A 23,497-nucleotide genomic window follows, 5' to 3' on the forward strand; every position below is an offset into this window, starting at 1 on the left:
TAAAGCTTTAACGACATGCTGTTTTATTGTTCAGCTCATTCTTAAAAAGCAGAAATTTATGCCGCTCCCTCTTTAAATTTTCAGTGAATACCCTTATTTATTGATATACTGAAGTTGCTTCAGATAAAACACGCATTGAACCTCGAAAACCGTTGTCTAGTAACACGTATTAGGGGGCATGATGGAAAAAAATAATGAAGTCATTCAGACCCATCCGCTCGTAGGGTGGGACATCAGCACTGTTGATAGCTATGATGCGCTGATGCTGCGTTTGCACTACCAGACCCCGAATCGCCCTGACCCTGATGGAACTGAAGTTGGTCAGACGCTCTGGTTAACCACTGATGTTGCCAGACAATTTATTTCGATTTTAGAAGCAGGAATCGCCAAAATTGAATCTGGCGATTACCAGGTAAATGAGTATCGTCGTCATTAACGTGACGAGAACCTCCTCCCAAAGGCACCTTCGCGGTGCCTTTTTAATTTCCGGGTTGAATAACGCCGGTCAGTTATTTACCCTGCAATCATCGCGATAGCAGAGAGAAGCTGATGAACTACGACTTAATCATTATTGGCAGCGGTTCCGTTGGCGCGGCCGCCGGATATTACGCCACTCGTGCCGGTTTAAAGGTGTTGATGACCGATGCGCATATGCCGCCACATCAGCAGGGTAGTCACCACGGCGACACCCGATTAATCCGCCACGCCTATGGCGAAGGCGAAAAATACGTTCCACTGGTGCTGCGGGCGCAAGCGCTGTGGGACGAACTGTCCACGCACAATGAAGAACCCATCTTTGTACGCTCAGGGGTTATTAATTTCGGCCCCTCAGACTCCACCTTTCTGGCCAATGTGGCCCGCAGCGCACAACAGTGGCAGTTAAACGTCGAGCAGATGGATGCCGCCGCGATGATGGCCCGCTGGCCTGAAATCCGTGTACCGGAAAACTACATCGGCCTGTTTGAGGCAGATTCCGGGTTTCTGCGCAGCGAGTTAGCCATTAAAACCTGGGTTCGCCTGGCGGAAGAAGCCGGCTGCGCGCAACTCTTCAATTGCCCTGTCTCTGCCATTCATCATCACGATGACGGCGTGACGGTAGTGACCGCCGATGGGGAATATCACGCGAAGAAAGCGTTGGTCAGCGCCGGTACCTGGGTTCAGTCGCTGCTCCCCGAACTGCCTATCCAACCCGTGCGAAAAGTGTTTGCGTGGTATCAATCGGATGGTCGCTATAGCATCAAAAATAACTTCCCGGCATTTACCGGCGAATTGCCTGATGGCTCTCAATATTACGGTTTTCCTGCCGAAAATGACGAGCTGAAAATCGGTAAGCATAATGGCGGCCAGTTGATTCACTCTCCGGAGGAACGTAAACCGTTTGCGGCCGTCGCCAGCGATGGTTCTGAAGCCTTCCCATTCCTGCGCGCCATTCTGCCGGGTATTGGCTGCTGTCTGCACGGGGCTTCCTGTACTTACGACAACTCCCCCGACGAAGATTTTATTATCGACACCCTGCCTGCACACCAGAATACGCTGGTTATTACCGGACTCAGCGGGCATGGTTTTAAATTTGCCTCTGTGCTGGGAGAGATTGCGGCTGATTTTGCGCAGGATAAACCGTCTGCCTTTGATCTGACACCATTTAGGTTTTCACGCTTTACGAAATAATGACTCATGGCCTCGCTATAGAGGCCATTTCTTTTTAAGGGGTATCAACCAGTGCTTCGTCTCTTTCATTATCTGGTCAATAATATTCGCGAACACTTTATGCTTTACGTTATTTTGTGGTCGCTGTTGGCGATTATGGACGTTATTTATATCCTGTTTTTCTAAGCCAGTTTTATTGACAAAAGTTGATATTTCTCTAGTTTTAGTTTAGATAATTTGAATAACTGAAAAGCCACCTGACCTGCATAAACAATGAGAATGACTGTACAGTTCCTCGAAACTTCTGATGCTGAAATCCAGGTTAAATCAATTTTTTTGAAACAAAAATAAATATCATTCATATTGTTATTTATTGGTTGCAATAATCCACTCAACACGCCATTTTCATTCACACTTGAAAGATTCATTGGTGTGTTTATGCAATTAACTAATACCCCACAACGCTACGGTGTGATTTCTGCTGCGCTGCACTGGCTGATAGCTGTCGTGGTCTATGGCATGTTCGCATTGGGTCTGTGGATGGTTACGCTCAGCTATTACGATGGCTGGTACCATCAGGCGCCGGAACTGCATAAAAGCATCGGGATCCTGCTGATGATGGGACTGGTCATCAGGGTTATCTGGCGGTTCATCTCACCGCCTCCCACCGCCCTGAAAAGTTACTCGCGCCTGACACGTCTTGGCGCAGCGCTTGGACATATCACCTTATATGCTCTGCTGTTTAGCCTCGTTTTCAGTGGTTATCTGATCTCAACGGCGGACGGTCAACCGATTAGCGTGTTTGGCTGGTTTGAAATCCCTGCCACCCTTACCGATGCCGGCGCACAGGCCGATCTTGCCGGAAGCCTGCACCTGTGGCTTGCCTGGGGCGTTGTGATTTTGTCACTGCTACACGGGCTGATGGCCCTGAAACATCATTTCATCGATAAAGACGACACCCTGAATCGCATGTTGGGAAAATCGTCATCTGACTATGGAGTTCAAAAATGAAAAAAAGCCTGCTGGGAGTTACTCTCGCCTCTTTGTTGTTCACCGCCGGTTCTGCCATTGCGGCAGACTATAAGATTGATAAAGAGGGACAGCATGCCTTCGTCAACTTCCGCATCCAGCATCTGGGTTACAGCTGGTTATACGGCTCTTTTAAAGATTTCGACGGGACATTCACCTTTGATGAAAAAAATCCGGCGGCGGATAAAGTCAATGTGACGATTAACACCAATAGCGTTGATACTCACCACGCCGAACGTGACAAGCACTTGCGCAGCGCCGACTTCCTGAATGTCGCAAAATTCCCACAGGCAACCTTCAGCTCCACCAGTGTGAAAAAAGACGGGGATGAGCTGGATATCACCGGCAACCTGACGCTCAACGGCGTGACCAAACCGGTAACGCTGGAAGCGAAGCTGATAGGCCAGGGCGATGATCCCTGGGGTGGAAAACGCGCAGGCTTTGAAGCGGAAGGCAAAATTAAGCTGAAGGACTTCAACATCACCACCGATCTCGGCCCGGCTTCGCAGGAAGTCGATTTGATAATCTCAGTCGAAGGCGTTCAGCAGAAGTAACCGGTTGAGAAATGCCGGATAACGTATTTGCCCCGTTATCCGGCTGAACGTTACTCGGCTGGATCAGGAATGCCCAGTTTTGTGTTCAGACGCCCGCGTGATTTATTGAAGATTTTATTGCCGTTTTCACGACCCGCTCGCCGCCGACGCTGTTCTTCTTCCGGTAACGCGCTCTCTTCACAGCAGAGATCGCTACAACAGCCCTGGTATTTCTCGGCACAGGCGGGACACTGAATAAACAACAGATGGCAGCCGTCGTTTCGGCAATTGGTATGACTGTCACACAGCACGCCGCACTGGTGGCAATGGGCAATCACCTTTTCAGAGATTCGCTCTCCCATACGCTCGTCAAAAACAAAATTCTTCCCGATAAAGCGAACCGGAAGCCCCTGTTCACGCGCCCGACGCGCATATTCAATAATGCCGCCTTCAATATGCCAAACCTTGCTAAAACCGTTGTGTTTCATCCAGGCGCTGGCTTTTTCGCAGCGAATGCCGCCGGTGCAATACATGACGATCTTTTTGTCTTTGTGCTCCTGCATCATTTCGACCGCTTTGGGTAACTGCTCGCGGAAAGTATCGGCAGGGATTTCCAGCGCGTTCTCAAAATGGCCCACTTCATATTCGTAGTGGTTACGCATGTCGATGAAGACCGCATCGGGATCGTCCAGCATGGCGTTCACTTCAGCCGCCTTCAGATAGTCTCCTACGTCGCTGGCATCAAAGTTTTCATCCTCAATACCGTCGGCCACAATCCGATCACGCACTTTCATACGCAGTACCCAGAATGATTTACCGTCATCATCCAGAGCAATGTTAAGACGCAGGCCGGCAAGTGCGGGATCAAACGCGTAAAGTTGTTCACGGAAGGTATCCACGTGACTTTGCGGAACGCTGATTTGCGCGTTAATACCTTCATGAGCCAAATAAACACGTCCGAAAACATTCAACGCCGTGAACATCTGGTACATCGCATCACGCGTACTTTGCGGTTGTGCGATAGTGAAATATTTGTAGAAGGAGATCGTTGTACGCGGCTCTGTCTCAGCCAGCATTCTGGCTTTGAGCGCATCGTTCGATATGCGGTTGTGTAACACTGGCATGGTGTACGTATCCTGCGATTAATAAAAATGAAAATCGGGCGGCATCATAAAGCAAAGCCAGCCAATTTACATCCACACATTTTGCGCTACATTTCATGCTTCGCATTTAAAAAACTACAACAATTGCCGTTTTTATCACCATCCCATAGCCGCAAATTTTTGCTACGCGCGAAAAAATGCAACAATACAGGGAATTGTTCGTTTATAGACAGGATAGACATGACGAATTTACCCAAATTCTCAGCGGCATTACTCCATCCACGTTATTGGTTAACCTGGCTGGGTATAGGCGCACTTTGGTTGGTTGTACAACTGCCCTACCCGATTATCCACAAGCTGGGCTGCGGGTTAGGTCATCTGGCTCTACGATTTATGAAGCAACGCACCAGGGTGGCTTACCGTAATCTGGAACTTTGCTTTCCGCACATGAGCGAGCAAGAGCGCCACCAGATGGTGGTCAAAAATTTTGAGTCCGTGGGTATGGGATTGATGGAAACAGGCATGGCCTGGTTTTGGTCAGACCGTCGTATGTCCCGCTGGACTGAAGTGATCGGTATGGAGCATATTCACGAAGTTCAGGCACAAAAACGCGGGATCTTGCTGGTCGGCATGCATTTTCTGACACTGGAGATCGGTGCTCGTATGTTTGGCCTACAAGAGCCTGGTATTGGCGTCTATCGCCCAAACGACAACCCGCTGCTGGACTGGTTGCAAACCTGGGGACGTCTGCGTTCCAATAAATCCATGCTCGATCGTAAAGACCTGAAAGGCATGATCAAAGCGCTGAAAAAAGGGGAAGTCGTCTGGTATGCACCGGATCATGACTACGGCCCGCGCTCCAGCGTATTTGTTCCCTTTTTTGCGGTAGAGCAAGCCGCGACAACATCCGGCACCTGGATGCTCGCTCGTCTGTCGAATGCCTGCCTTGTGCCTTTTGTTCCGCGCCGTAAACCTGACGGCACGGGTTATCAGCTAATCATGTTGCCACCGGAATGTTCCCCGCCGCTGGATGATGCTGAAACCACCGCAGCCTGGATGAACAAAGTGGTCGAGAAATGCATCATGATGGCGCCCGAGCAGTATATGTGGCTACATCGTCGCTTCAAGACGCGCCCTAAAGGTGTTCCCTCCCGCTATTAAACCGCACGTGCAGCCCTGAATGGGCTGCACACCTCGCCTTTTAGCTTTAAAAGCGCCCGTCCATTGCAGTGCCCATGATGCAGGCGCATAATTAGCGCGCTTATTTTATTCACCCACGCGCCACCGCGCCTCGCACAGTGGAAAGCTATGTCACCCTCTGATGATGTTCCCATAAACTGGAGACGCAATCTCACCGTTGCCTGGCTGGGCTGTTTTTTAACCGGGGCCGCATTTAGCCTGGTCATGCCATTTTTGCCGCTTTACGTCGAACAACTTGGCGTGACGGGCCATAGCGCTCTTAACCTGTGGTCAGGTCTGGTGTTCAGTATTACCTTTTTGTTTTCAGCCATTGCCTCCCCCTTCTGGGGCGGGTTGGCGGATCGTAAAGGTCGTAAAATCATGCTGCTGCGTTCCGCGTTAGGTATGGCGATCGTGATGGTATTCATGGGGTTGGCGCAGAATATCTGGCAGTTTCTCATCCTGCGTGCCTTGTTGGGTCTGCTGGGTGGGTTCATCCCCAACGCTAACGCGCTGATCGCAACCCAGGTTCCCCGAAATAAGAGCGGCTGGGCACTGGGTACGCTCTCTACCGGGGGTGTCAGCGGTGCATTGCTCGGCCCACTGGCGGGCGGACTGCTGGCGGATCATTACGGTCTGCGTCCTGTTTTTTTCATCACCGCCAGCGTGTTGTTTTCCTGTTTTTTACTGACGCTCTTTTTTATTCGCGAACAATTCCAGCCTGTCAGCAAAAAAGAGATGCTCCGTCTTCGTGAGGTCGTCACCTCACTCAAGAACCCGCGATTAGTGCTGAGTCTGTTCGTCACCACCCTGATTATTCAGGTTGCCACCGGTTCTATTGCGCCGATCCTTACACTGTATGTCCGTGAGTTAGCGGGCAATGTTAGCAATATTGCATTTATTAGCGGAATGATTGCTTCAGTCCCTGGCGTCGCGGCCTTACTCAGCGCCCCCAGACTCGGTAAACTCGGAGACCGGATTGGACCGGAGAAAATCCTGATCGTTGCGCTGGTGATTTCGGTGTTACTGCTGATCCCTATGTCCTTTGTACAAACCCCCTGGCAACTCGGTATTCTGCGCTTCTTACTGGGTGCTGCGGATGGCGCCCTGCTTCCTGCCGTCCAGACGCTGCTGGTGTATAACTCGACGAATCAGGTGGCCGGTCGGATCTTCAGTTACAACCAGTCATTTCGCGACATTGGCAATGTCACCGGGCCGTTGATGGGCGCCGCTATCTCCGCCAATTACGGTTTCCGCGCTGTGTTTTGTGTCACCGCTGGCGTGGTGCTGTTCAACGCTCTCTACTCCTGGAACAGCCTGCAGCGACGCCGGTAAGTTTCAGGGGCACGCCGCAGCTCAGGCATCTGAATGATTTTTGCGCATTCATACTTGCAAAACCAAAGAATCAGCTATTATTTTCCTGAATACCCCGTTAAATCAAAGGGAGACACTGATGACCATGTATGCCACGCTGGAAGAAGCCATCGACGCAGCCCGTGAAGAATTTCTGGCTGACACTGGCCTTGAGCAAGATGAAGCGAATGTTCAACAGTTCAACGTGCAAAAATACGTCCTGCAAGATGGCGACATCATGTGGCAAGTCGAATTTTTTGCCGACGAAGGTGAAGAAGGTGAATGTCTGCCCATGCTAAGCGGCGAAGCGGCGCAAAGTGTCTTTGACGGCGATTATGATGAGATTGAGATTCGACAAGAGTGGCAGGAAGAAAACACCCTTCATGAATGGGATGAAGGCGAGTTCCAGCTTGAACCGCCACTTGATACCGAAGAGGGACAAACCGCTGCCGATGAATGGGATGAGCGCTAGTTACTCATAGGGACCGTGGTGGATATCCAGCGGTAGCAACAGCGTATCAAACACCAGTGAAAAGGGCAGATCGAGAATGGTGACATAACGCCATGCCGAATCCCGAACATCCCACTGCACACCGGGATAGTATTGGTTACCATGACCCTGACCGGGAATGGTTCTGCTAATAATGCTGCCGCAACCGCTGAGTAACAGCACCATAATACTGACTGCCAGTGTTCGCACCGGATACCTTATCAATCGTCTATTGAGTCAAAAAAAATACCGGCGCCAGGCCGGTATTTTCATCTGGTTACCTTTACTTCTTTCTGAGCGCCTGCGGATTCAGGGTAATTCCCTGATAGTAATTCACCCATGACGAATATCGCTCAGGTGAATTCCAGACGCGGTAGTGTAAACGCGCCATTGTCACCGGATCGCTCAACAGCACCAGACGGCGGTCGCGATTCAGTTTCTCTGGGGTTTCGTTCAGCGCCTGTTCCACATGACGGTCACGCGCGATCTCCAGCACCTGGCTCGCACGGTGACGCGCCGTTGCCATTGCCGTCGCCAGCGCATTAAATGATGGATTGAACACGGCATGCATGAACCCATCGTCCAGTGAACGGTTACGGTTCATCGACAGATATTTATCGGTATCCACCAGCACCTGCGGCGGCGAGTACTCTTCCGGGATCAGGAACAGCTTCCAGCGCTTGGTGCGCAGACCTACCGTTGAACGACTCGAGATCACCGAAACAAACGGTGACAGGATCAGCGAGAAGACGATTGGCGCCAGCCAGAACAGAAAACGTAAATCCAGCCAGGCCATACCGACAGCCCACACCAGGCCCAGCAGCAGCTGAGAACCATGACGCATGAAGGCTTCGCCCCACGGGGTGGAATCGTCATCACGCTGCGGCGAGTTCCAGACCACTTCCCAACCGAGGAATGCGCTCACGACAAACACCGTATGGAACAACATACGTACCGGCGCCAACAGCACGGAGAATAAGACCTCCAGCAACAGCGACACCGTCACGCGCACAAAGCCACCGTACTCTTTTGTCCCTTTGCACCAGATGAGCAAAATACTCAGCAGTTTCGGCAGGAATAACAGCACCATGGTGGAGGCAAAAAGCGCAATGGCCAGCTCAGGACGCCACTGCGGCCAGACCGGGAACAACTGACGCGGCTGCAGGAAGTATTGCGGCTCCGTCAATGCGTGTACCACCTGCAACGCGGTTGAAAGTGCAAGGAACATAAACCACAGCGGTGCAGACAGATAAGACATCACCCCTGTCAGGAATACCGCACGGTGAACCGGATGCATCCCTTTAACCAAAAACAGGCGGAAGTTCATCAGGTTACCGTGACACCAGCGACGGTCGCGCTTAAGTTCATCCAGCAGGTTTGGCGGGAGTTCTTCATAGGAGCCCGGCAGGTCGTAGGCAATCCAGACGCCCCACCCTGCACGACGCATCAACGCCGCTTCCACGAAGTCGTGAGAGAGGATTGAGCCCGCAAACGAACCTTCACCCGGCAACGGCGCCAGCGCGCAATGTTCGATAAACGGTTTCACGCGGATAATAGCGTTATGACCCCAGTAATGCGACTCGCCCAACTGCCAGAAGTGCAGCCCGGCGGTAAACAACGGTCCATATACACGGGTCGCAAACTGCTGGCAGCGCGCATACAGGGTATCCATTCCGGAGGCCTTCGGCGAAGACTGGATAATCCCGGCATTCGGGTTCGCTTCCATCAACCGTACCAGACCAGTCAGACACTCACCGGTCATCACCGAGTCAGCATCCAGCACCACCATATAGCTGTACTGGTTGCCCCAACGGCGACAGAAATCATCGATGTTTCCGCTTTTACGCTTAACACGACGACGACGACGACGGTAGAAGATCTGCCCTTCGCCCTGTACTTCTGCAATCAGTTCCATCCACGCTTTTTGCTCTGCCACGCAGATGTCCGGATTGTAGCTATCGCTGAGAATATAGACATCAAAATGCGCCGCATTGCCGGTGGCTTTAACCGACTCCCACGTGGCACGCAGACCTGCGAATACACGGTCGACGTCTTCGTTGCAAATAGGCATGATCAACGCAGTACGGTGCTCAGGGTTAAGGGGCTCGTCCCCTACCGTTGACGCCGAAATACTGTATTTGTCACGACCAATGAGCAGTTGCAGGAACCCCATCAACGCTGTCCAGAATCCCGCTGAGACCCAGCAGAACAACACAGCAAACAGAATGAGGATCCCGGTTTGCAGGATGTACGGCAACAACTGCATAAAGGAGACCAGCAGATCTTGCCCAATCATGTCGGAAGGGTTGATCAACGCCCACCCCTGATAAGGAAGAATGGTCTTCATATACCAGGTGGCGACTACTGTTTGCGCCAGCGTCAGCAGTAAGAGCGTGTAGCGGCGGATCGTGCCGACGGTACGCCATTTTTGTTCGCTTTCCTGCTCTTCTTTCGTCAGGCGGGAAAGATAACGCGGCGTAACGTCCCGGCCACGTAAACGGTCCCAAAAGCGTCCCACAGGGTTGGTGCGCCAGGGATCGGGAAACATTGAAGAACGCGTCGCTTTCGGCATCGCCTGCAACTGGTCGCGTCCTTCATCATCCTTAATCAGTTGCCCTTCAGCCAGCGACTCCGGCCAGGCCTGCTCCAGGCGCGCTTTAACCGATCCCTGAGGCGAATCGTCTTCTCGGGGGTAAGTACGATGCTCAGCATCCAGCGCCTCGTGCACGGCGCGGATCTCAGTTTTCGGCAGCGCCGCTTTCTCAATATCGGAAAGCGGCAGCGCGTCAATATACTCAGTAGTCTTATTCATTGGCAGGTAACTGGTAGCTCCAGGTTTCGCTCAGCGGCTGATCGGCATTGACCAATGCAGCGCGCATTTCAGTGGGTTGCTTCGCATCTTTCACTTTCACGCGCAGCATTAGACGCCATCCTTTGGTAACAGGATTGTAGCGTACGCTGCTGTCAACGATTTCACCGTTATCGCCAATACTGGTTTGTGCGGTCACCGGGGTATCCTGCGGCAGTTTTTTCATGTCTGTACCCGCAAAATCCACGACAAACGCGATAGTGCCGTCAGGCTGTCGAATAAGGTTAGATTGCTTCACATCGCCGGTTGAACGACGAGTCTGCTGCACCCAGGCGTTATCCGGCGCGTGAAGTTTGTCTTCGTCACGGCTGAACGTCAGGGTGTACTTGAAGTTCATCTCTTTGCCTGCTTCTGGCAATTGATCCGGCGTCCAGTAAGCCACGATGTTATCGTTGGTTTCGTCATTGGTCGGAATTTCAACCAGTTCGATTTTCCCTTTGCCCCAATCGCCTTTCGGGGTGATCCACGCGCTTGGACGCAGGTCGTAGCGATCGTTTAAATCTTCAAAACGCGAGAACTGACGGCCACGCTGCAACAGGCCGAACCCTTGCGGGTTTTCCATGGCAAAGCTGCTCACCGCGAGATGTTTCGGGTTATTCAGCGGACGCCAAATCCACTCACCATTACCGGCGTGGATAGACAAACCGTTAGAGTCGTGAAGTTCTGGACGATAATTCGTTGCCGGAGACGGCTGGTTAGGTCCAAACAAGAACATACTGGTCAATGGCGCAACGCCCAGTTTTCCCACTTTGTCGCGCAGATAGACTTTAGACTGCACATCCACCACGGTGTCACGCCCAGGCATAATCACAAAGCGATACGCCCCTGTTGCACGCGGAGAATCCAGCAATGCATAAATAGTCAGACGTTTATCGGTCTGTTTTGGACGTTCGATCCAAAACTCCCGGAAGCGGGGAAACTCTTCACCAGAAGGCAGAGCGGTATCGATCGCCAGGCCACGAGCAGACAGACCATAAACCTGACCGGCACCAATCACACGAAAATAGCTGGCGCCGAGCATGCTGACGATTTCATCGTTTTTATCTTTGCTGTTGATCGGGTACAGCACCTTGAACCCGGCAAATCCGAGATCCTTCACAGTGTCTTTGTCGTGCTGCACTTCGCCAAAATTAAAATAATCTGGGCTATATTTAATTCGTTTTACCGCAGTGGCGGTCACTTCGTTGATCTTGACCGGTGTGTCGAAGTACATACCCTGGTGGTAGAACTCGAGCTTGAATGGGGTTTTGAGATTGCTCCAGTAGGCTTTGTCGTGATTAAACTGGATCTGCTGATAATCCGCATACTTCATGTCGCGGAAAACGGAGGGCAAGTTACTTTTTGGCGCTTCATAGCCTTTACCGGCTAAGGATTGAGCTTGCTTCGCCACATCATCAATACTGAACGCCCAACTCGACGACGTGTACAGCGTTAACATGACGGCCGCACTCAACCAACGCATTTTCATCATTTGTAGTTTATGTTTCATAATAAGTAAGCACTTCCCCCTTTGTGTGCTTATATCGATCCGATCCATTTTAATGGATAATCAGGCATTCCGACAACTGAATCGAGCCATCGTTCAGCGCGCTGGCTCATGGATTAAGCAGGTTCATACGCCCATTTTCATTTTCAGTGCTTATCCTGGAGACAGGTTGTCGGACTTGGTGTAGGGTTGCCTTCGAATGTAACCATTATTCGTCTTCGGGATAAGGCGAAAAGTCTGAGAATGCGTGCCCATCTATGAATCCAGTACCCCCGCAACGTGAATACTTTCTTGACTCCATCCGTGCCTGGCTGATGTTGTTGGGGATCCCTTTTCATATCTCATTGATATATTCAGGTCATACATGGCATGTGAACAGTGCGGAGCCGTCATGGTGGCTTACACTCTTTAATGACTTTGTCCATGCGTTTCGCATGCAGGTCTTTTTTGTTATCTCAGGTTATTTTTCATACATGTTATTCCTGCGTTATCCCTTAAAACGCTGGTGGAAGGTCCGCGTAGAACGCGTGGGCATTCCCATGTTGACCGCAATTGTGCTCCTCACATTGCCACAATTTATTATGTTGCAATATGTCAAAGGAAAGGCGGAGAGCTGGCATACCCTCTCGACTTACGGTAAATACAATGCGCTGGCCTGGGAATTAATTTCTCATCTCTGGTTTTTGCTGGTGCTGGTGGTATTAACGACGCTGAGTATGTGGGTATTTACCCAAATTAAAAAACGTCTGGCCGCCGCTGAAAACTCGTTGATGACGCATATTTCCATGCCGAAACTGACCTTCATCTTTTTCTTACTTGGAGTGGGTTACGCGGTCATCAGACGCACTATTTTTATTCTATATCCCCCCATTCTCAGTGACGGTCTGTTCAATTTCATCGTCATGCAAACCTTGTTTTACGTGCCCTTTTTCATGCTGGGCGCGCTGGCGTTTATCTCTCCTCATTTGAAAGCGCTCTTCACGACACCTTCACGTGGATGCACTCTGGCCGCAGGCCTTGCCTTTGCGGCCTATCTGTTGAACCAGCATTACGGCAACGGCGATGCCTGGATGTATGAAACGGAGTATGTGATTACCATGGTGATGGGGCTGTGGATGGTGAATGTGGTCTTTTCTTTGGGGCATCGTTTGCTGAATTTTCAGTCTGCTCGCGTCACCTATTTTGTGAATGCTTCGCTCTTTATCTACCTGGTACACCACCCCTTAACACTGTTTTTTGGGGCCTATATCACCCCGCATATTTCATCTAACCTGCTCGGTTTTTTATGCGGTCTGATATTTGTCATTGGTATTGCGTTAATTCTGTATGAAATCCATTTACGCGTACCGTTGTTGAAATTTTTGTTTTCTGGCAAACCGCCGGTTAAACGCGATAAAAACGATGCGGTGGCTAATTAAGGTTTACCCGTTAGAGCAGCCATTCAATCGGTAATAATGACGCCAGTCGCACCTGAACCCGCTTCCAGAATCCTGTAGCGGGTTCTTTTTTCAGGACCACCTCTTCACTCTGCTGGCGATCGATCCAATTGATGCGCCCCCATCTGTCCAGGCGCAACTGCCAGGCTGAATCACGCTGCCGTTGTATAAAACGCTCATGAATAAGCGACGCCAGCGTCTCACTTTCTATCACAAAGCCCATTTCGGTATTCAACAACGTCGAGCGAGGATCAAAATTAAGCGAGCCGATAAACACTTTATTACCATCAATGCTGAAGGTTTTTGCATGCAGGCTGGAGCCAGAGTTTCCTGTTAATCCACGATCGTGAAGCATTACGCCACGGGTGTTGGTCGGTTTCAGTTCATATAACTCAATCCCGTAGCGAAGTAATTTTTTGCGCCAGCGCGCATAACCTGCATGGACGACTGCCACATCATTCGCCGCCAGCGAATTGGTCAGAATCGCTATCCTGACGCCTTTTCTGACCAGTTTCAGCAGTTGAATAACACCGGCACGGGTCGGTACAAAATAGGCTGAAATAATATCGATTCGCTTTGACGGGGATCCCATGACATCAAACAATCGTTGCGGCAGCAGCGAATGACGCTGTGCTTTCCCTTCGCCTTTTGACGGATCATCGCTAAGAAGGCGGGTTTTCGCCCAAATCAAAGGCAGCGAACCGCCATCAAGGTGAGACATAAACTGGCTGGTCTCCAGCGTATTTAAGTATCGGCGAGTCATATCGTCGTTATACCAGGAGTCCGGAAAGTCGATATGGTGAGGATGCTCGCGTTTGGGCAGTTCCAGCACCTCCTGCAGGGTAGAAACGGATCCGCAATGCCAGTAACGCTCAAAATCATCGGCCACCTCTTTAACCACCGGACCGACGGCCATCACATCAAGATCAGAAAACAGCGGTTCCTCTCCTGCACCGAAATAGGCATCACCAATGTTTCGCCCGCCGACCAGCGTTATGACCCCATCTGCCGTATAGCTTTTGTTGTGCATACGGCGGTTCAACCGCGCGAAATCGGTTAAATAACCCAGTATACGCAAGGTTCGAAACGAGAATGGATTAAACAAGCGGACTTCAATATTAGGATGGTTATCCAGCAACTGGAGCGTATTGTCCAGGCCTGGGGTGTTGTTATCGTCTAACAGCAGACGAACATGGACCCCCCGTTTTGCCGCTGCCAACAACACGGAAAACAGCAAACGCCCGGACATGTCGTTTTCCCAAATGTAATACTGCACATCCAGGGTGCGCTCTGCCATTTCAGTTAACCGATAACGGGCGGCGAAGGCATCCAGGCCATCACTTAACGCAAGAATCCCACACTCGCCAGGATGGCTTGAACAAAGAGGCGCGACCGCGCGTTCAAGGCGCGTCATCTCAGAAGGTATCCTCATCGCCCTGTTGAGTCAGCAAGCGTGAATACAAGTGAGCATTTTCTTCATCATAACAAACGAAGTACACCTGATCAGGCAAGGCGCGACGGACGAGAAATTCCAACACCGTTTTCACGGCGATTTCGGCAGCCGCTGCACGCGGATACCCATAAGCGCCGGTGCTAATAGCAGGAAAAGCAATGGAGCTGTAACCGTTGGCCAGCGCCAGTTGCAGGCTATTCAGATATGCATCTCCCAGCAGTTCCGCTTCACGGTGCTCCCCACCCTGCCAGACTGGGCCTACTGCGTGGATCACCGCTTTGGCCGGGAGATCGCCCGCTACAGTGATAACGGCATGCCCCGCGGGACACTCCCCCATCTGCTGCCTCACTTTTTTGCACGCTTCGAGCAGTGCCGGTCCTGCCGCACGATGAATGGCGCCATCAACGCCCCCGCCCCCCAATAGTGAAGAGTTTGCGGCATTAACGATCACATCTACAGCCACATGCGTAATGTCACCGTGTAGAACATGAACACGCGATTTCATAAATCCCCCTTGCCTGAGCCTATCCTCTAAGTGTACAGCAGGGTTTTCAATGAAATCGCGCTTTTTAATGGCAGTTTGCTCTGTTGTCGTTTCAGCGGTCTATTTATACTCAATACTCAAAATCGCCATGTTTTTTTGCGCATTAAGATAATGCATTTTCACGTTGGCGACCTGCTGAACCTGTTGAGGCACTGTCGAAACCTGCTGAAAGGTAAACTGATTGGTTTGCATCGTACCATTATGCGCGCAAGACATGGAAACCTGCTGCTGGCTGGAGGAGACGTCACAAGGTGATTCAACGATTTCGCCGCGAAAATGAATAATGCCACCTTGTACTTCCTGCTGAGCCACGGTCGGGGCAGAGAAAAGGATAAGAGCAGCCATGCTCGTCGTCAGAAAATAACGGGGCCAGGGTGAAAACATGATAGCGCTCCTCAATGATAAATCATCCTTGAGGTTCGGTGTTTTCCTTTACCGCGGAGATGACAGTTCACGTTAATCGTGTGGACACCTCTTTATATTCATAGAACAACAATTTCTCCTCCGCCACATCATTAATAAATCAAAGGATTATGATGATGTCGCGGAGGATGGCCATTCTTGTGATAAATGCAGCGTCTGTCCGTCCGAAACCGTGACAACTATTTTAACGGAGTCTCCCGCTGAAATATTTAAAGTCAGTTTTGTCAAATCAACCGGTTGATTAGCGGGTAAAGAAAGCGTTTTTTTCTGCTGTGTGCGGCTTTGCCCCGAAACACCCTCTCGCAAAGAGACTATTTGTACCTGGCACATACAAGGTTGCGTCAGCGTAACCTGAGGGATGATGGTATACATTTCACCCTGCTGGGTCGTATTGAAGGTAATTTGATTGGTCAGCGCAGCAAGGAGTAATAACGTATGCATAATGTCCTCCCGAAAAAAAACAGGGCCTACGCCCTGTTTTTTTATAATACAGATTCTGTATTAGTACTGATAGGCTGACGCATTGTTGCCAAAGCCAACCTGTTTGATGGTCACATCCGAACCTGAAGCAGTTTGATCCACCAGCGCGCCGTTACCACCACCGAACTGTGTAACAGACATAGTGGAGTCTTTGCCATTCCACTGGTCAAGAGTCGCGCTGTTGCCAAAGCCTTTTTGCAGCAGCTCGATAGAGCTGTCATCAGAACCCTGACCAACATCTGCACCGTTTCCGCCGCCGTGTTGAGTAATTGTCAGGCTAGAGTCTTTAGCATCAGATTGCAAGGCGACAGCTGAGTTACCACCACCGTACTGGTAAATGCTCAAATGTGAATCCGGGCCGTTATTGCCATGTCCTGGCCAGCCACCATTACCGCCGCCGCCAAATTGCGGAACAACACCAGCCAGAGCACTGCCAGAAACTACGATTGCTGCAATAGCTGCCACTTTGAAAAGTTTCATGGTAAACCCCCATCGGATTGATTTAAACGTCGCTAAAAGTATTAACGTTGAATAACGCGAATAGCCATTTGCGACTGTCTCTGCACCACAACTGCTGTTTTTTGCGTACCATACTGAGTAATATTTGCTTTATTTCCAGAGCCTTTCTGGATAATCATCGCTGTATTACCATATGAACCTTGCGAAATACTTGCATCATTAGAGTTACCCTTCTGATCAATGTACGCAAGGTTATAAGCTCCTGATTGGTCAACCTTCGCCCGGTTATTTCCACCTTCTTGTGAAACGACGGACAACTGTTTTGCGCCGTCCTGGCGAACATTTGCACTATTATTCGTGCCAACTTGACCAATAATGGCTGCCTGATTAAATGAAGACTTGCTTAATTCATTTACCGCAAAGTTATATTCTGACGTTGCCATATCATAACTTGTCGCGGCTGCAATCCCAGGCGCACCCAGTACTGTTAACATCATAAATAACAATTTGTTTTTCATGTTGTCACCCTGGACCTGGTCGTACATGAAGATAAATTAAAAAACTTGTCAAATTTATTGTTAACGCGATGCGTTTTTTGTTAACGACGCGTTACGATGAAGAGTATGTCTGTGGAAACATTTTAAATAACTCACCCGCGAGTGGTATTTTGATATTCTGGTTCACACCAAAGTGCTAATTAACCACTAATCCCGCTGTTATTTCCGTCATTTTTATTTTTTCTTAGTAAGGTAAATTGCATTTCTATGCGCAGAGAGAAAAGGCCGCTCTCTGTACATTTTAATGGGGTTCAGTGGCGAGGAAGCCCCCCTGGCAGCACGAGTCGTTACAAGTCGCGTTTTTTTGCACTTAAAAATGATCACTGGAACTATGGACAGAAGTTTTGAAATAAAAAAGGAAGAAAGCATTAAATTAAAATTATAAAAATATTTAAAAATCAACATTTTAATATAATTTGTATGATTTTTTAAATCTATGCAATAACGGCAAAATGTACAACTTTCTTATCAAATCTAATCTTAAAAAAACCTTATGCTTAACATATTAATATATATTTTTACATTTAGTTACAAGTTTAACACTTGCTTTAAGGTTTGTAATGACTAGATTGAAATCAGATGTAGTCCATTAGTTTTATATTTTGCCCATTAGGGCTGATTTATTTCTACAAACAGCAGTGCAACATCTGTCAGTACTTCTGGTGTCTCTATTTTAGTAGGGGCAACTGTCAGATGTGCGACTAAAAAAAAGTGGGGTTTCATCATGTTTAATGAAGTCCATAGTATTCATGGTCATACATTATTGTTGATCACTAAACCGTCCCTGCAAGCTACGGCTTTATTGCAACACTTAAAACAATCTCTGGCGTTAACCGGAAAACTGCATAATATTCAACGTTCTCTGGACGATATATCTGCCAGTTGTATTGTTTTACTGGATATGATGGAAGCAGATAAAAAGCTAATCCATTACTGGCAAGACAACTTAAGCCGGAAAAACAACAATATAAAAACATTGTTGTTGAATACTCCCGACGATTATCCGTACAGGGATATTGAAAACTGGCCTCATATCAATGGCGTGTTTTACGCAGCTGAAGATGAAGAGCGTGTTGTAAATGGATTGCAAGGGGTCTTGCGAGGTGAATGCTACTTTTCGCAGAAGTTGGCCAGTTACCTGATAACACACTCAGGAAACTATCGCTACAACAGCACAGAGTCTGCGCTTCTCACTCATCGCGAAAAAGAGATCCTTAATAAGCTGCGTATCGGCGCGTCAAATATTGAAATCGCTCGTTCGCTGTTTATCAGTGAAAATACGGTGAAGACGCACCTTTATAATCTTTTCAAGAAGATAGCTGTCAAAAACCGAACACAAGCGGTTTCGTGGGCAAACGATAACCTCAGGCGGTAAAGCCATGAAACGCTATCTGACCTGGATTGTAGCGGCTGAATTGCTCTTTGCCTCCGGGAATCTACAGGCAGTTGAAGTTGAGATTCCCGGGTTGTTAACTGACCACACGGTTTCATCTATTGGCCATGATTTTTACCGTGCCTTTAGTGACAAGTGGGAAAGTGAATACACTGGCAACTTAACTATAAATGAAAGACCAAGTGCGCGTTGGGGAAGCTGGATCACCATAACCGTCAACCAGGATGTTATCTTCCAGACATTTTTATTCCCGACGAAACGAGACTTCGAACAAACAGTCGTCTTCGCATTAGCACAAACTGAGGAAGCATTAAATCGCCGGCAAATAGACCAAACGCTATTAGGCACCGGTGATTTAGCGCGTGATGAATTCTAATATATATTCTTTGTCCGGAGGCTGCCATGCGTGTCAAACATGCAGTAGTTCTACTCATGATTATTTCGCCGCTCAGTTGGGCTGGCAATATGACATTCCAGTTCCGCAACCCCAACTTTGGCGGAAACCCGAATAATGGCGCATTTTTATTAAATAGTGCTCAGGCGCAAAACTCCTATAAAGACCCCAGTTTCGATGATGATTTTGGGGTTGAAACACCATCCGCATTGGATAACTTCACTCAGGCGATTCAGTCACAAATATTGGGTGGTTTACTCACCAATATTAATACCGGGAAACCCGGCAGGATGGTAACCAGTGATTTCATTGTTGATATATCCAATACGGATGGTCAACTGCAGCTGAATGTCACAGACAGAAAAACAGGTAAAGTCTCCACCATTCAGGTGTCAGGTTTACAAACAAATTCAACCGATTTTTAAGCATCAGCCACGAAAGGACAATAATCATGCAGCGCTTACTGATTTTGGTTGCCGTATGCTTACTGAGCGGATGCTTAACCGCCCCGCCTAAAGAAGCCGCTAAACCGACATTAATGCCCCGTGCGCAAAGTTATAAAGACTTGACGCATTTACCTATGCCAACAGGTAAGATTTTTGTCTCGGTTTACAATATCCAGGATGAAACTGGCCAATTTAAACCTTATCCTGCAAGTAACTTCTCAACCGCCGTGCCACAGAGTGCAACTGCCATGCTGGTGACTGCGCTAAAAGATTCTCGTTGGTTCGTCCCACTGGAACGTCAGGGGCTGCAAAACCTGCTGAACGAACGTAAAATCATTCGCGCAGCGCAAGAAAATGGCACTGTTGCCATCAATAACCGTATACCGCTGCAATCTCTGACTGCGGCTAATATCATGGTGGAAGGGTCGATCATCGGCTACGAAAGCAATGTGAAATCAGGTGGTGTGGGCGCCCGGTACTTTGGTATTGGTGCGGACACGCAGTACCAGCTTGATCAAATTGCCGTAAACCTGCGCGTTGTTAACGTCAGTACCGGTGAGATCCTCTCTTCTGTAAACACCAGCAAGACCATACTGTCTTATGAAGTTCAGGCGGGGGTTTTCCGCTTCATCGATTATCAACGTCTGTTGGAAGGTGAAATTGGCTACACCTCTAACGAACCGGTCATGCTCTGTCTGATGTCTGCTATTGAAACCGGTGTTATCTTCCTGATTAATGACGGTATCGATCGCGGTCTGTGGGATCTGCAGAATAAGTCAGAAAGTCAGAACGACATTCTGGTGAAATATCGCCACCTGTCAGTTCCTCCGGAATCCTGATACTCAAAGCTAAAAAAAAGCGTGAGGATGTCCTCACGCTTTTTTATTTGCTGGGTACCGCTTGCGATGCGCCCCGCTCCCGGCGGGAAGCCAGCCAGAGTCCGCTGTTTTTCATCGCATAGCCAAAAACCAACCCCAGGGCGAGCGAAGGCAAGACCAATCGCCAGTCCCCCTGCCCTGCGAACGTCGCACATGCCCCGATAAAGGTCCCCGGAACAAAGGAAAGCAGCAATTGCTTAGCCTGAATGCACATCAGAAACGCGACAATTCCGGTCATGATATAGCTGACAATCTCAAGGTGTGGCGCAAGCGCACTACCATGAATGATCACCAGCGCCCATACCATGCCGCTTAATAGCGTACATGCCGACATCGCCAGCCCTTTCAGGCCGCCCTGAGGGCAAGCAAAATAGGCTGTACACCCCAGAAAACCGGCCCAACTGAGCAAGCCAAGAGACACGGCCACCCATCCCCAGATACCGGAGAGAATGCCCGTTGTAATTGCAATGGAGAGAAGTATGTTCATGGGCCGCATCATAGCAGAAAAACCGCATATGAATGCGACCGCGCACACAATTTATGCAAGGAGATAACTCAACTTGCAAATAATAGTGATATAAATCACATTTATTCTTCAACGTCTTCCTGCAATTCGTCCCACATTGCGCTGATCGCATCACGCGTCAGTGGTGCCATCGTACGCCAGAACGGGGTCGTCGCATGCGCTTCTACTTTACCCAAAAATGTTCCGTACCAGGGGAGCAGATATTCAACGAACAAGGTTTCCAGCGCTTCACTTTCATCTTCCGCTGACTGGTCTTCCAGCCATGATGCGGCCAACAGCAACGTACCAAGATGATCGGCCGGCGTATCCGCCAGAGGCATACCGCGCGCAGAAAGGAATGCCCGCACCTCAGACTCAGCAGCGCCTTCTACCCATGCACTACGATAAGGCGGCACAGCGCACTCATCACCGACGAACAAGGCATTATAATCAGCCGCCAGTTGCGCCATATCACAGCTTTTCTGTAACCGGGCCAACAAATCATCTTGTTCCAGCGGCCAACTGGCCGACAATTTACCTTCACGAATCAGCGTAAATAGCGGAACCAGTAAAGGGTCCTGTGGTTGGCGGTAATAAAGCGATCCCAGCACGCGACACAGGATAGAAAACTCGTTCATTTATGTATTCCAGTTATTAACAATTAAAGTTCAGCAAATTCCGGGATAGGCTCCATGCCACGCGACTCCAGGAATGTCAGCAAACGTTTTGGCGAAACGTTGAGGATCCGCTCCTCCGGGAAATTCACTTCGTCGAGAATCTTCCGGCACTCGGCAAATTCCCCTAAAGTGAACGCCGTATGAGAGTCAGATCCTAATGCCACCCAGCCCCCGGCATCACGTACAGCCGCGGCCACGGCGCGGCAATTCTCTTCACTGCCTTTACGCGAATGTAAGAAGGAGGAGTTGTTGATTTCCAACGCGACCTGATATTTAGCCGCGGCCTGAGCGATCGCCGTAATATCAACAGGATATTTGGGGTTCCCCGGGTGGCTAATCATATGCACATGGCCACTGGCCATAGTGGCAATCATCGCCTGGGTGTTGGTCTCTTTATCATGTGGTGCAAAAACCGGCTCATGGAACCCGGCGATGATCAAATCCAGGGATGTGAGCATTGGTCCAGTACAGTCAATGTCACCTTCAATATTTTTAATGTTGGCTTCAATGCCCCGCAAGATACCTACCCCATCAACCAAACGCGGCCAGATGCGCATATTAATAAAGTGCCAGTGATGCGGAGCATCAGCCATATCCGGCCCATGATCCGTAATAGCGAACAACTTGATACCTTTGCGTTTGGCTTCCGCGATATAGTCACTCAGAGTACTGTAGGCATGGGTGCTGGCGACGGTGTGCATATGCAGGTCAACGGGATACATCACTTTCTCCTGTATTCATTTTATGTCAAGGATAGCAGGAATCGCCGCCGTTTTTTAGTCGAAACCCGGCGCTAACCGGGTTTGCATCAGTAGCCTCGCTGGCGATCGACTTGCCCTGTAACGGGTTCTCCGTTTTCCAGATGCAAAATGGTGCGGGAAATATATTCCACCGCTTCGGCCGGTCGGGTCACCGCCGCAATATGTGGCGTCATCGCCACGCGAGGGTGTTTCCAGAGCGGACTCTCTTTCGGTAAGGGTTCGCGGCTGAACACATCAAGCATTGCCCCTTTAAGTTTTCCACTCTCCAGTGCCGCCAGCAGATCGTCTTCATTTAAGTGAACGCCGCGTGCCAGGTTAAGCACGTACGCCCCATCCTGCAGCTGCGCCAATAGTCCGGTATGAATAATCCCTACCGTCTCTACAGTATTTGGCAGCAAATTAATCAGAACCCGGGTTTGACTCAAAAACGCAGAAAGTTCTTCCTCACCAGCGAAACTTTCCACCCCAGGCCAGGACTTGTGGCTACGACTCCAGCAACGAAGTGGGAATCCCCACGCCTGTAGACTTTCGGCAACTTTCGCGCCTAACACGCCAGCCCCCATGATGCCGACGGTAAATTCCTCACGCGAATACTCCGGCAGTGGCCTCCACACGGACTCATTCTTCTGTGCCTGATAGTCATCAAAACGACGGAACCAATGCAATACCTGGCTCACAGCATATTCCTGCATCTGCAACCCCATTCCTGTATCTTCCAGGCGGAACAACGGAATGGACGGCGCCAGCATTTCTGGATGCGCTTTAAGCTTACTCAGAATAGAATCAACCCCGGCGCCCAGTGCGAAGACGGCTTTTAACTTCCGGCCTGCCAGCATTTCCACTGGAGGATGCCATACAAGCGCATAATCCGCGTGTCCGTTATCACCCGTTTTCCATTCGCGAACATTAGCCCCTGGAATCGCTTTTGCCAACGCGTTCAGCCACCACGGCGTGTCAAATGTCGGGTGATAGAAAATTATCTCCATACTGTCTCCTGCGTGTTGTTATGCGCAATCTATTCGCACTTATCATCATCATTTTCATAGGGATCATCAGCATAACAAATTTAAGCCTGCTGGCAAAAAAAGCAGTTTCTGCTTAATTCCCCCCCATGTTGCTTGAAGTTTGTGTAAACGCACGATTTTTTAGAAAAGTTGATTGACGTATAAGGCGTATTTCCTTACATTAGCGCCCGTTCCAGCAACACAGGAACAACAATATGGTGAGGTGTCCGAGTGGCTGAAGGAGCACGCCTGGAAAGTGTGTATACGGCAACGTATCGGGGGTTCGAATCCCCCCCTCACCGCCATATTCGAGAAAGAGCTCGTACGAAAGTACGGGCTTTTTTTTATCCTCTGACCCATCCTGAATAGCGTTGACACGTTCCTGACCTAAATCCGGA

General features: G+C 49.6%; 26 protein-coding genes, 1 tRNA gene and 1 pseudogene. 14 read left to right on the plus strand and 14 right to left on the minus strand.

The window, feature by feature from the left end:
- The first annotated feature begins 181 nt into the window (after positions 1–181).
- From bssS to CJP72_RS09140, 5 genes are all read left to right on the plus strand, one after another.
- Positions 182–436 (plus strand): biofilm formation regulator BssS, encoded by a 255-nt coding sequence (bssS, locus tag CJP72_RS09120; RefSeq protein ID WP_162380579.1) that lies wholly within the window; start codon positions 182–184, stop codon positions 434–436.
- 113 nt (positions 437–549) lie between these two features.
- On the plus strand, positions 550–1,668 hold the full coding sequence (gene solA / locus CJP72_RS09125) for an N-methyl-L-tryptophan oxidase (RefSeq protein ID WP_162380554.1): 1,119 nt from the start codon (positions 550–552) through the stop codon (positions 1,666–1,668).
- Between the two features lie 51 nt (positions 1,669–1,719).
- Positions 1,720–1,833, plus strand: coding sequence for a YceO family protein (locus tag CJP72_RS09130; protein ID WP_162380555.1), 114 nt, complete (start codon positions 1,720–1,722; stop codon positions 1,831–1,833).
- A 252-nt stretch (positions 1,834–2,085) separates the two neighbouring features.
- Complete coding sequence (locus CJP72_RS09135; protein WP_162380556.1) at positions 2,086–2,658, plus strand: cytochrome b; 573 nt, start codon at positions 2,086–2,088, stop codon at positions 2,656–2,658.
- Positions 2,655–3,230, plus strand: a complete 576-nt coding sequence (locus CJP72_RS09140) for a YceI family protein (RefSeq protein WP_162380557.1) — start codon at positions 2,655–2,657, stop codon at positions 3,228–3,230. The genes CJP72_RS09135 and CJP72_RS09140 overlap by 4 nt, the downstream gene beginning before the upstream one ends.
- A gap of 50 nt (positions 3,231–3,280) precedes the next feature.
- On the opposite strand, the gene trhO is transcribed toward CJP72_RS09140, so the two are convergent.
- Positions 3,281–4,333, minus strand: a complete 1,053-nt coding sequence (gene trhO / locus CJP72_RS09145; protein ID WP_162380558.1) for an oxygen-dependent tRNA uridine(34) hydroxylase TrhO — start codon at positions 4,331–4,333, stop codon at positions 3,281–3,283.
- Between the two features lie 219 nt (positions 4,334–4,552).
- On the opposite strand from trhO, the gene CJP72_RS09150 reads away from it, so the two are divergent.
- The 3 genes from CJP72_RS09150 (at position 4,553) to CJP72_RS09160 (ending at position 7,316) form a co-directional block, all read left to right on the plus strand.
- A complete protein-coding gene (locus tag CJP72_RS09150) occupies positions 4,553–5,473 on the plus strand; it encodes a Kdo(2)-lipid IV(A) acyltransferase (protein WP_162380559.1) in 921 nt (306 codons plus the stop codon).
- A gap of 147 nt (positions 5,474–5,620) precedes the next feature.
- The gene (gene mdtG, locus CJP72_RS09155) at positions 5,621–6,826 is read left to right on the plus strand and encodes a multidrug efflux MFS transporter MdtG (protein WP_162380560.1); all 1,206 of its coding nucleotides are present in this window, start codon (positions 5,621–5,623) and stop codon (positions 6,824–6,826) included.
- 118 nt (positions 6,827–6,944) lie between these two features.
- Positions 6,945–7,316 (plus strand): MysB family protein, encoded by a 372-nt coding sequence (locus CJP72_RS09160; protein WP_162380561.1) that lies wholly within the window; start codon positions 6,945–6,947, stop codon positions 7,314–7,316.
- Here CJP72_RS09160 and CJP72_RS09165 read toward each other — a convergent pair whose 3' ends face one another.
- The 3 genes from CJP72_RS09165 to mdoG form a co-directional block, all read right to left on the minus strand.
- A complete protein-coding gene (locus tag CJP72_RS09165; RefSeq protein ID WP_162380562.1) occupies positions 7,317–7,544 on the minus strand; it encodes a YceK/YidQ family lipoprotein in 228 nt (75 codons plus the stop codon).
- 73 nt (positions 7,545–7,617) lie between these two features.
- Complete coding sequence (gene mdoH, locus CJP72_RS09170; RefSeq protein ID WP_162380563.1) at positions 7,618–10,146, minus strand: glucans biosynthesis glucosyltransferase MdoH; 2,529 nt, start codon at positions 10,144–10,146, stop codon at positions 7,618–7,620.
- The gene (gene mdoG, locus CJP72_RS09175) at positions 10,139–11,674 is read right to left on the minus strand and encodes a glucans biosynthesis protein MdoG (protein ID WP_162380580.1); all 1,536 of its coding nucleotides are present in this window, start codon (positions 11,672–11,674) and stop codon (positions 10,139–10,141) included. Before mdoG ends, mdoH begins: the two co-directional genes overlap by 8 nt.
- A gap of 272 nt (positions 11,675–11,946) precedes the next feature.
- Between mdoG and mdoC the strand changes: the two genes are divergently transcribed.
- Complete coding sequence (mdoC, locus tag CJP72_RS09180) at positions 11,947–13,107, plus strand: glucans biosynthesis protein MdoC (protein ID WP_162380564.1); 1,161 nt, start codon at positions 11,947–11,949, stop codon at positions 13,105–13,107.
- Positions 13,108–13,117: 10 nt separating this feature from the next.
- Here the strand turns inward: mdoC and CJP72_RS09185 are convergent, their stop codons facing one another.
- The 6 genes from CJP72_RS09185 to csgB all read right to left on the minus strand — a co-directional run bounded on the left by CJP72_RS09185 (position 13,118) and on the right by csgB (position 17,002).
- A complete protein-coding gene (locus tag CJP72_RS09185) occupies positions 13,118–14,557 on the minus strand; it encodes a phospholipase D family protein (RefSeq protein WP_342212291.1) in 1,440 nt (479 codons plus the stop codon).
- Positions 14,541–15,083 carry an O-acetyl-ADP-ribose deacetylase gene (gene ymdB, locus CJP72_RS09190; RefSeq protein ID WP_162380566.1) on the minus strand — a complete coding sequence of 181 codons (543 nt, stop codon included), beginning with the start codon at positions 15,081–15,083 and terminating at the stop codon, positions 14,541–14,543. The genes CJP72_RS09185 and ymdB overlap by 17 nt, the downstream gene beginning before the upstream one ends.
- Before the next feature lie 99 nt (positions 15,084–15,182).
- A complete protein-coding gene (locus CJP72_RS09195) occupies positions 15,183–15,506 on the minus strand; it encodes a type 1 fimbrial protein (protein ID WP_162380567.1) in 324 nt (107 codons plus the stop codon).
- Positions 15,507–15,653: 147 nt separating this feature from the next.
- Positions 15,654–15,986, minus strand: coding sequence for a curli assembly chaperone CsgC (gene csgC, locus CJP72_RS09200; protein WP_162380568.1), 333 nt, complete (start codon positions 15,984–15,986; stop codon positions 15,654–15,656).
- Positions 15,987–16,046: 60 nt separating this feature from the next.
- On the minus strand, positions 16,047–16,505 hold the full coding sequence (csgA, locus tag CJP72_RS09205; RefSeq protein WP_162380569.1) for a curli major subunit CsgA: 459 nt from the start codon (positions 16,503–16,505) through the stop codon (positions 16,047–16,049).
- Positions 16,506–16,546: 41 nt separating this feature from the next.
- Positions 16,547–17,002 (minus strand): curli minor subunit CsgB, encoded by a 456-nt coding sequence (gene csgB, locus CJP72_RS09210; RefSeq protein WP_162380570.1) that lies wholly within the window; start codon positions 17,000–17,002, stop codon positions 16,547–16,549.
- Between the two features lie 763 nt (positions 17,003–17,765).
- On the opposite strand from csgB, the gene csgD reads away from it, so the two are divergent.
- From csgD to csgG, 4 genes are read left to right on the plus strand one after another with little or no spacing between them, the layout of a single operon-like run.
- Positions 17,766–18,416 carry a biofilm master transcriptional regulator CsgD gene (gene csgD, locus CJP72_RS09215; protein WP_162380571.1) on the plus strand — a complete coding sequence of 217 codons (651 nt, stop codon included), beginning with the start codon at positions 17,766–17,768 and terminating at the stop codon, positions 18,414–18,416.
- Between the two features lie 4 nt (positions 18,417–18,420).
- On the plus strand, positions 18,421–18,810 hold the full coding sequence (gene csgE, locus CJP72_RS09220; RefSeq protein ID WP_162380572.1) for a curli production assembly/transport protein CsgE: 390 nt from the start codon (positions 18,421–18,423) through the stop codon (positions 18,808–18,810).
- A gap of 26 nt (positions 18,811–18,836) precedes the next feature.
- Positions 18,837–19,253, plus strand: a complete 417-nt coding sequence (gene csgF / locus CJP72_RS09225) for a curli production assembly/transport protein CsgF (RefSeq protein WP_162380573.1) — start codon at positions 18,837–18,839, stop codon at positions 19,251–19,253.
- 26 nt (positions 19,254–19,279) lie between these two features.
- The gene (gene csgG, locus CJP72_RS09230) at positions 19,280–20,113 is read left to right on the plus strand and encodes a curli production assembly/transport protein CsgG (RefSeq protein WP_162380574.1); all 834 of its coding nucleotides are present in this window, start codon (positions 19,280–19,282) and stop codon (positions 20,111–20,113) included.
- A 33-nt stretch (positions 20,114–20,146) separates the two neighbouring features.
- Here csgG and CJP72_RS09235 read toward each other — a convergent pair.
- The 4 genes and pseudogenes from CJP72_RS09235 to ghrA form a co-directional block, all read right to left on the minus strand.
- Positions 20,147–20,639, minus strand: a pseudogene (locus CJP72_RS09235) (DUF1097 domain-containing protein).
- Between the two features lie 101 nt (positions 20,640–20,740).
- Complete coding sequence (locus CJP72_RS09240) at positions 20,741–21,295, minus strand: TorD/DmsD family molecular chaperone (RefSeq protein ID WP_162380576.1); 555 nt, start codon at positions 21,293–21,295, stop codon at positions 20,741–20,743.
- 23 nt (positions 21,296–21,318) lie between these two features.
- On the minus strand, positions 21,319–22,056 hold the full coding sequence (locus CJP72_RS09245; RefSeq protein ID WP_162380577.1) for a phosphatase: 738 nt from the start codon (positions 22,054–22,056) through the stop codon (positions 21,319–21,321).
- An 86-nt stretch (positions 22,057–22,142) separates the two neighbouring features.
- Positions 22,143–23,081, minus strand: coding sequence for a glyoxylate/hydroxypyruvate reductase GhrA (gene ghrA, locus CJP72_RS09250; RefSeq protein ID WP_162380578.1), 939 nt, complete (start codon positions 23,079–23,081; stop codon positions 22,143–22,145).
- Positions 23,082–23,316: 235 nt separating this feature from the next.
- Here ghrA and CJP72_RS09255 point away from each other — a divergent pair.
- Positions 23,317–23,404: transfer RNA gene (locus CJP72_RS09255), tRNA-Ser, on the plus strand.
- Positions 23,405–23,497: the final 93 nt, after the last annotated feature.

The organism is Citrobacter sp. NCU1 (genome assembly GCF_010231475.1).
Lineage (GTDB): Bacteria > Pseudomonadota > Gammaproteobacteria > Enterobacterales > Enterobacteriaceae > Citrobacter_D.

Excerpts from the sequence above, each read along its gene's own strand:
- ghrA (WP_162380578.1), bottom strand. The coding sequence starts at position 23,081 with ATGGAGATAATTTTCTATCACCCGACATTTGACACGCCGTGGTGGCTG.
- CJP72_RS09245 (WP_162380577.1), bottom strand. The coding sequence starts at position 22,056 with ATGTATCCCGTTGACCTGCATATGCACACCGTCGCCAGCACCCATGCC.
- CJP72_RS09160 (WP_162380561.1), top strand. The coding sequence starts at position 6,945 with ATGACCATGTATGCCACGCTGGAAGAAGCCATCGACGCAGCCCGTGAA.
- mdoG (WP_162380580.1), bottom strand. The coding sequence starts at position 11,674 with ATGATGAAAATGCGTTGGTTGAGTGCGGCCGTCATGTTAACGCTGTAC.
- mdtG (WP_162380560.1), top strand. The coding sequence starts at position 5,621 with ATGTCACCCTCTGATGATGTTCCCATAAACTGGAGACGCAATCTCACC.
- mdoC (WP_162380564.1), top strand. The coding sequence starts at position 11,947 with ATGAATCCAGTACCCCCGCAACGTGAATACTTTCTTGACTCCATCCGT.
- CJP72_RS09185 (WP_342212291.1), bottom strand. The coding sequence starts at position 14,557 with ATGAGGATACCTTCTGAGATGACGCGCCTTGAACGCGCGGTCGCGCCT.
- CJP72_RS09140 (WP_162380557.1), top strand. The coding sequence starts at position 2,655 with ATGAAAAAAAGCCTGCTGGGAGTTACTCTCGCCTCTTTGTTGTTCACC.
- ymdB (WP_162380566.1), bottom strand. The coding sequence starts at position 15,083 with ATGAAATCGCGTGTTCATGTTCTACACGGTGACATTACGCATGTGGCT.
- CJP72_RS09240 (WP_162380576.1), bottom strand. The coding sequence starts at position 21,295 with ATGAACGAGTTTTCTATCCTGTGTCGCGTGCTGGGATCGCTTTATTAC.
- csgC (WP_162380568.1), bottom strand. The coding sequence starts at position 15,986 with ATGCATACGTTATTACTCCTTGCTGCGCTGACCAATCAAATTACCTTC.
- csgA (WP_162380569.1), bottom strand. The coding sequence starts at position 16,505 with ATGAAACTTTTCAAAGTGGCAGCTATTGCAGCAATCGTAGTTTCTGGC.
- csgE (WP_162380572.1), top strand. The coding sequence starts at position 18,421 with ATGAAACGCTATCTGACCTGGATTGTAGCGGCTGAATTGCTCTTTGCC.
- bssS (WP_162380579.1), top strand. The coding sequence starts at position 182 with ATGGAAAAAAATAATGAAGTCATTCAGACCCATCCGCTCGTAGGGTGG.
- CJP72_RS09135 (WP_162380556.1), top strand. The coding sequence starts at position 2,086 with ATGCAATTAACTAATACCCCACAACGCTACGGTGTGATTTCTGCTGCG.
- csgB (WP_162380570.1), bottom strand. The coding sequence starts at position 17,002 with ATGAAAAACAAATTGTTATTTATGATGTTAACAGTACTGGGTGCGCCT.
- CJP72_RS09150 (WP_162380559.1), top strand. The coding sequence starts at position 4,553 with ATGACGAATTTACCCAAATTCTCAGCGGCATTACTCCATCCACGTTAT.
- CJP72_RS09195 (WP_162380567.1), bottom strand. The coding sequence starts at position 15,506 with ATGTTTTCACCCTGGCCCCGTTATTTTCTGACGACGAGCATGGCTGCT.
- csgD (WP_162380571.1), top strand. The coding sequence starts at position 17,766 with ATGTTTAATGAAGTCCATAGTATTCATGGTCATACATTATTGTTGATC.
- csgF (WP_162380573.1), top strand. The coding sequence starts at position 18,837 with ATGCGTGTCAAACATGCAGTAGTTCTACTCATGATTATTTCGCCGCTC.
- trhO (WP_162380558.1), bottom strand. The coding sequence starts at position 4,333 with ATGCCAGTGTTACACAACCGCATATCGAACGATGCGCTCAAAGCCAGA.
- csgG (WP_162380574.1), top strand. The coding sequence starts at position 19,280 with ATGCAGCGCTTACTGATTTTGGTTGCCGTATGCTTACTGAGCGGATGC.
- mdoH (WP_162380563.1), bottom strand. The coding sequence starts at position 10,146 with ATGAATAAGACTACTGAGTATATTGACGCGCTGCCGCTTTCCGATATT.
- solA (WP_162380554.1), top strand. The coding sequence starts at position 550 with ATGAACTACGACTTAATCATTATTGGCAGCGGTTCCGTTGGCGCGGCC.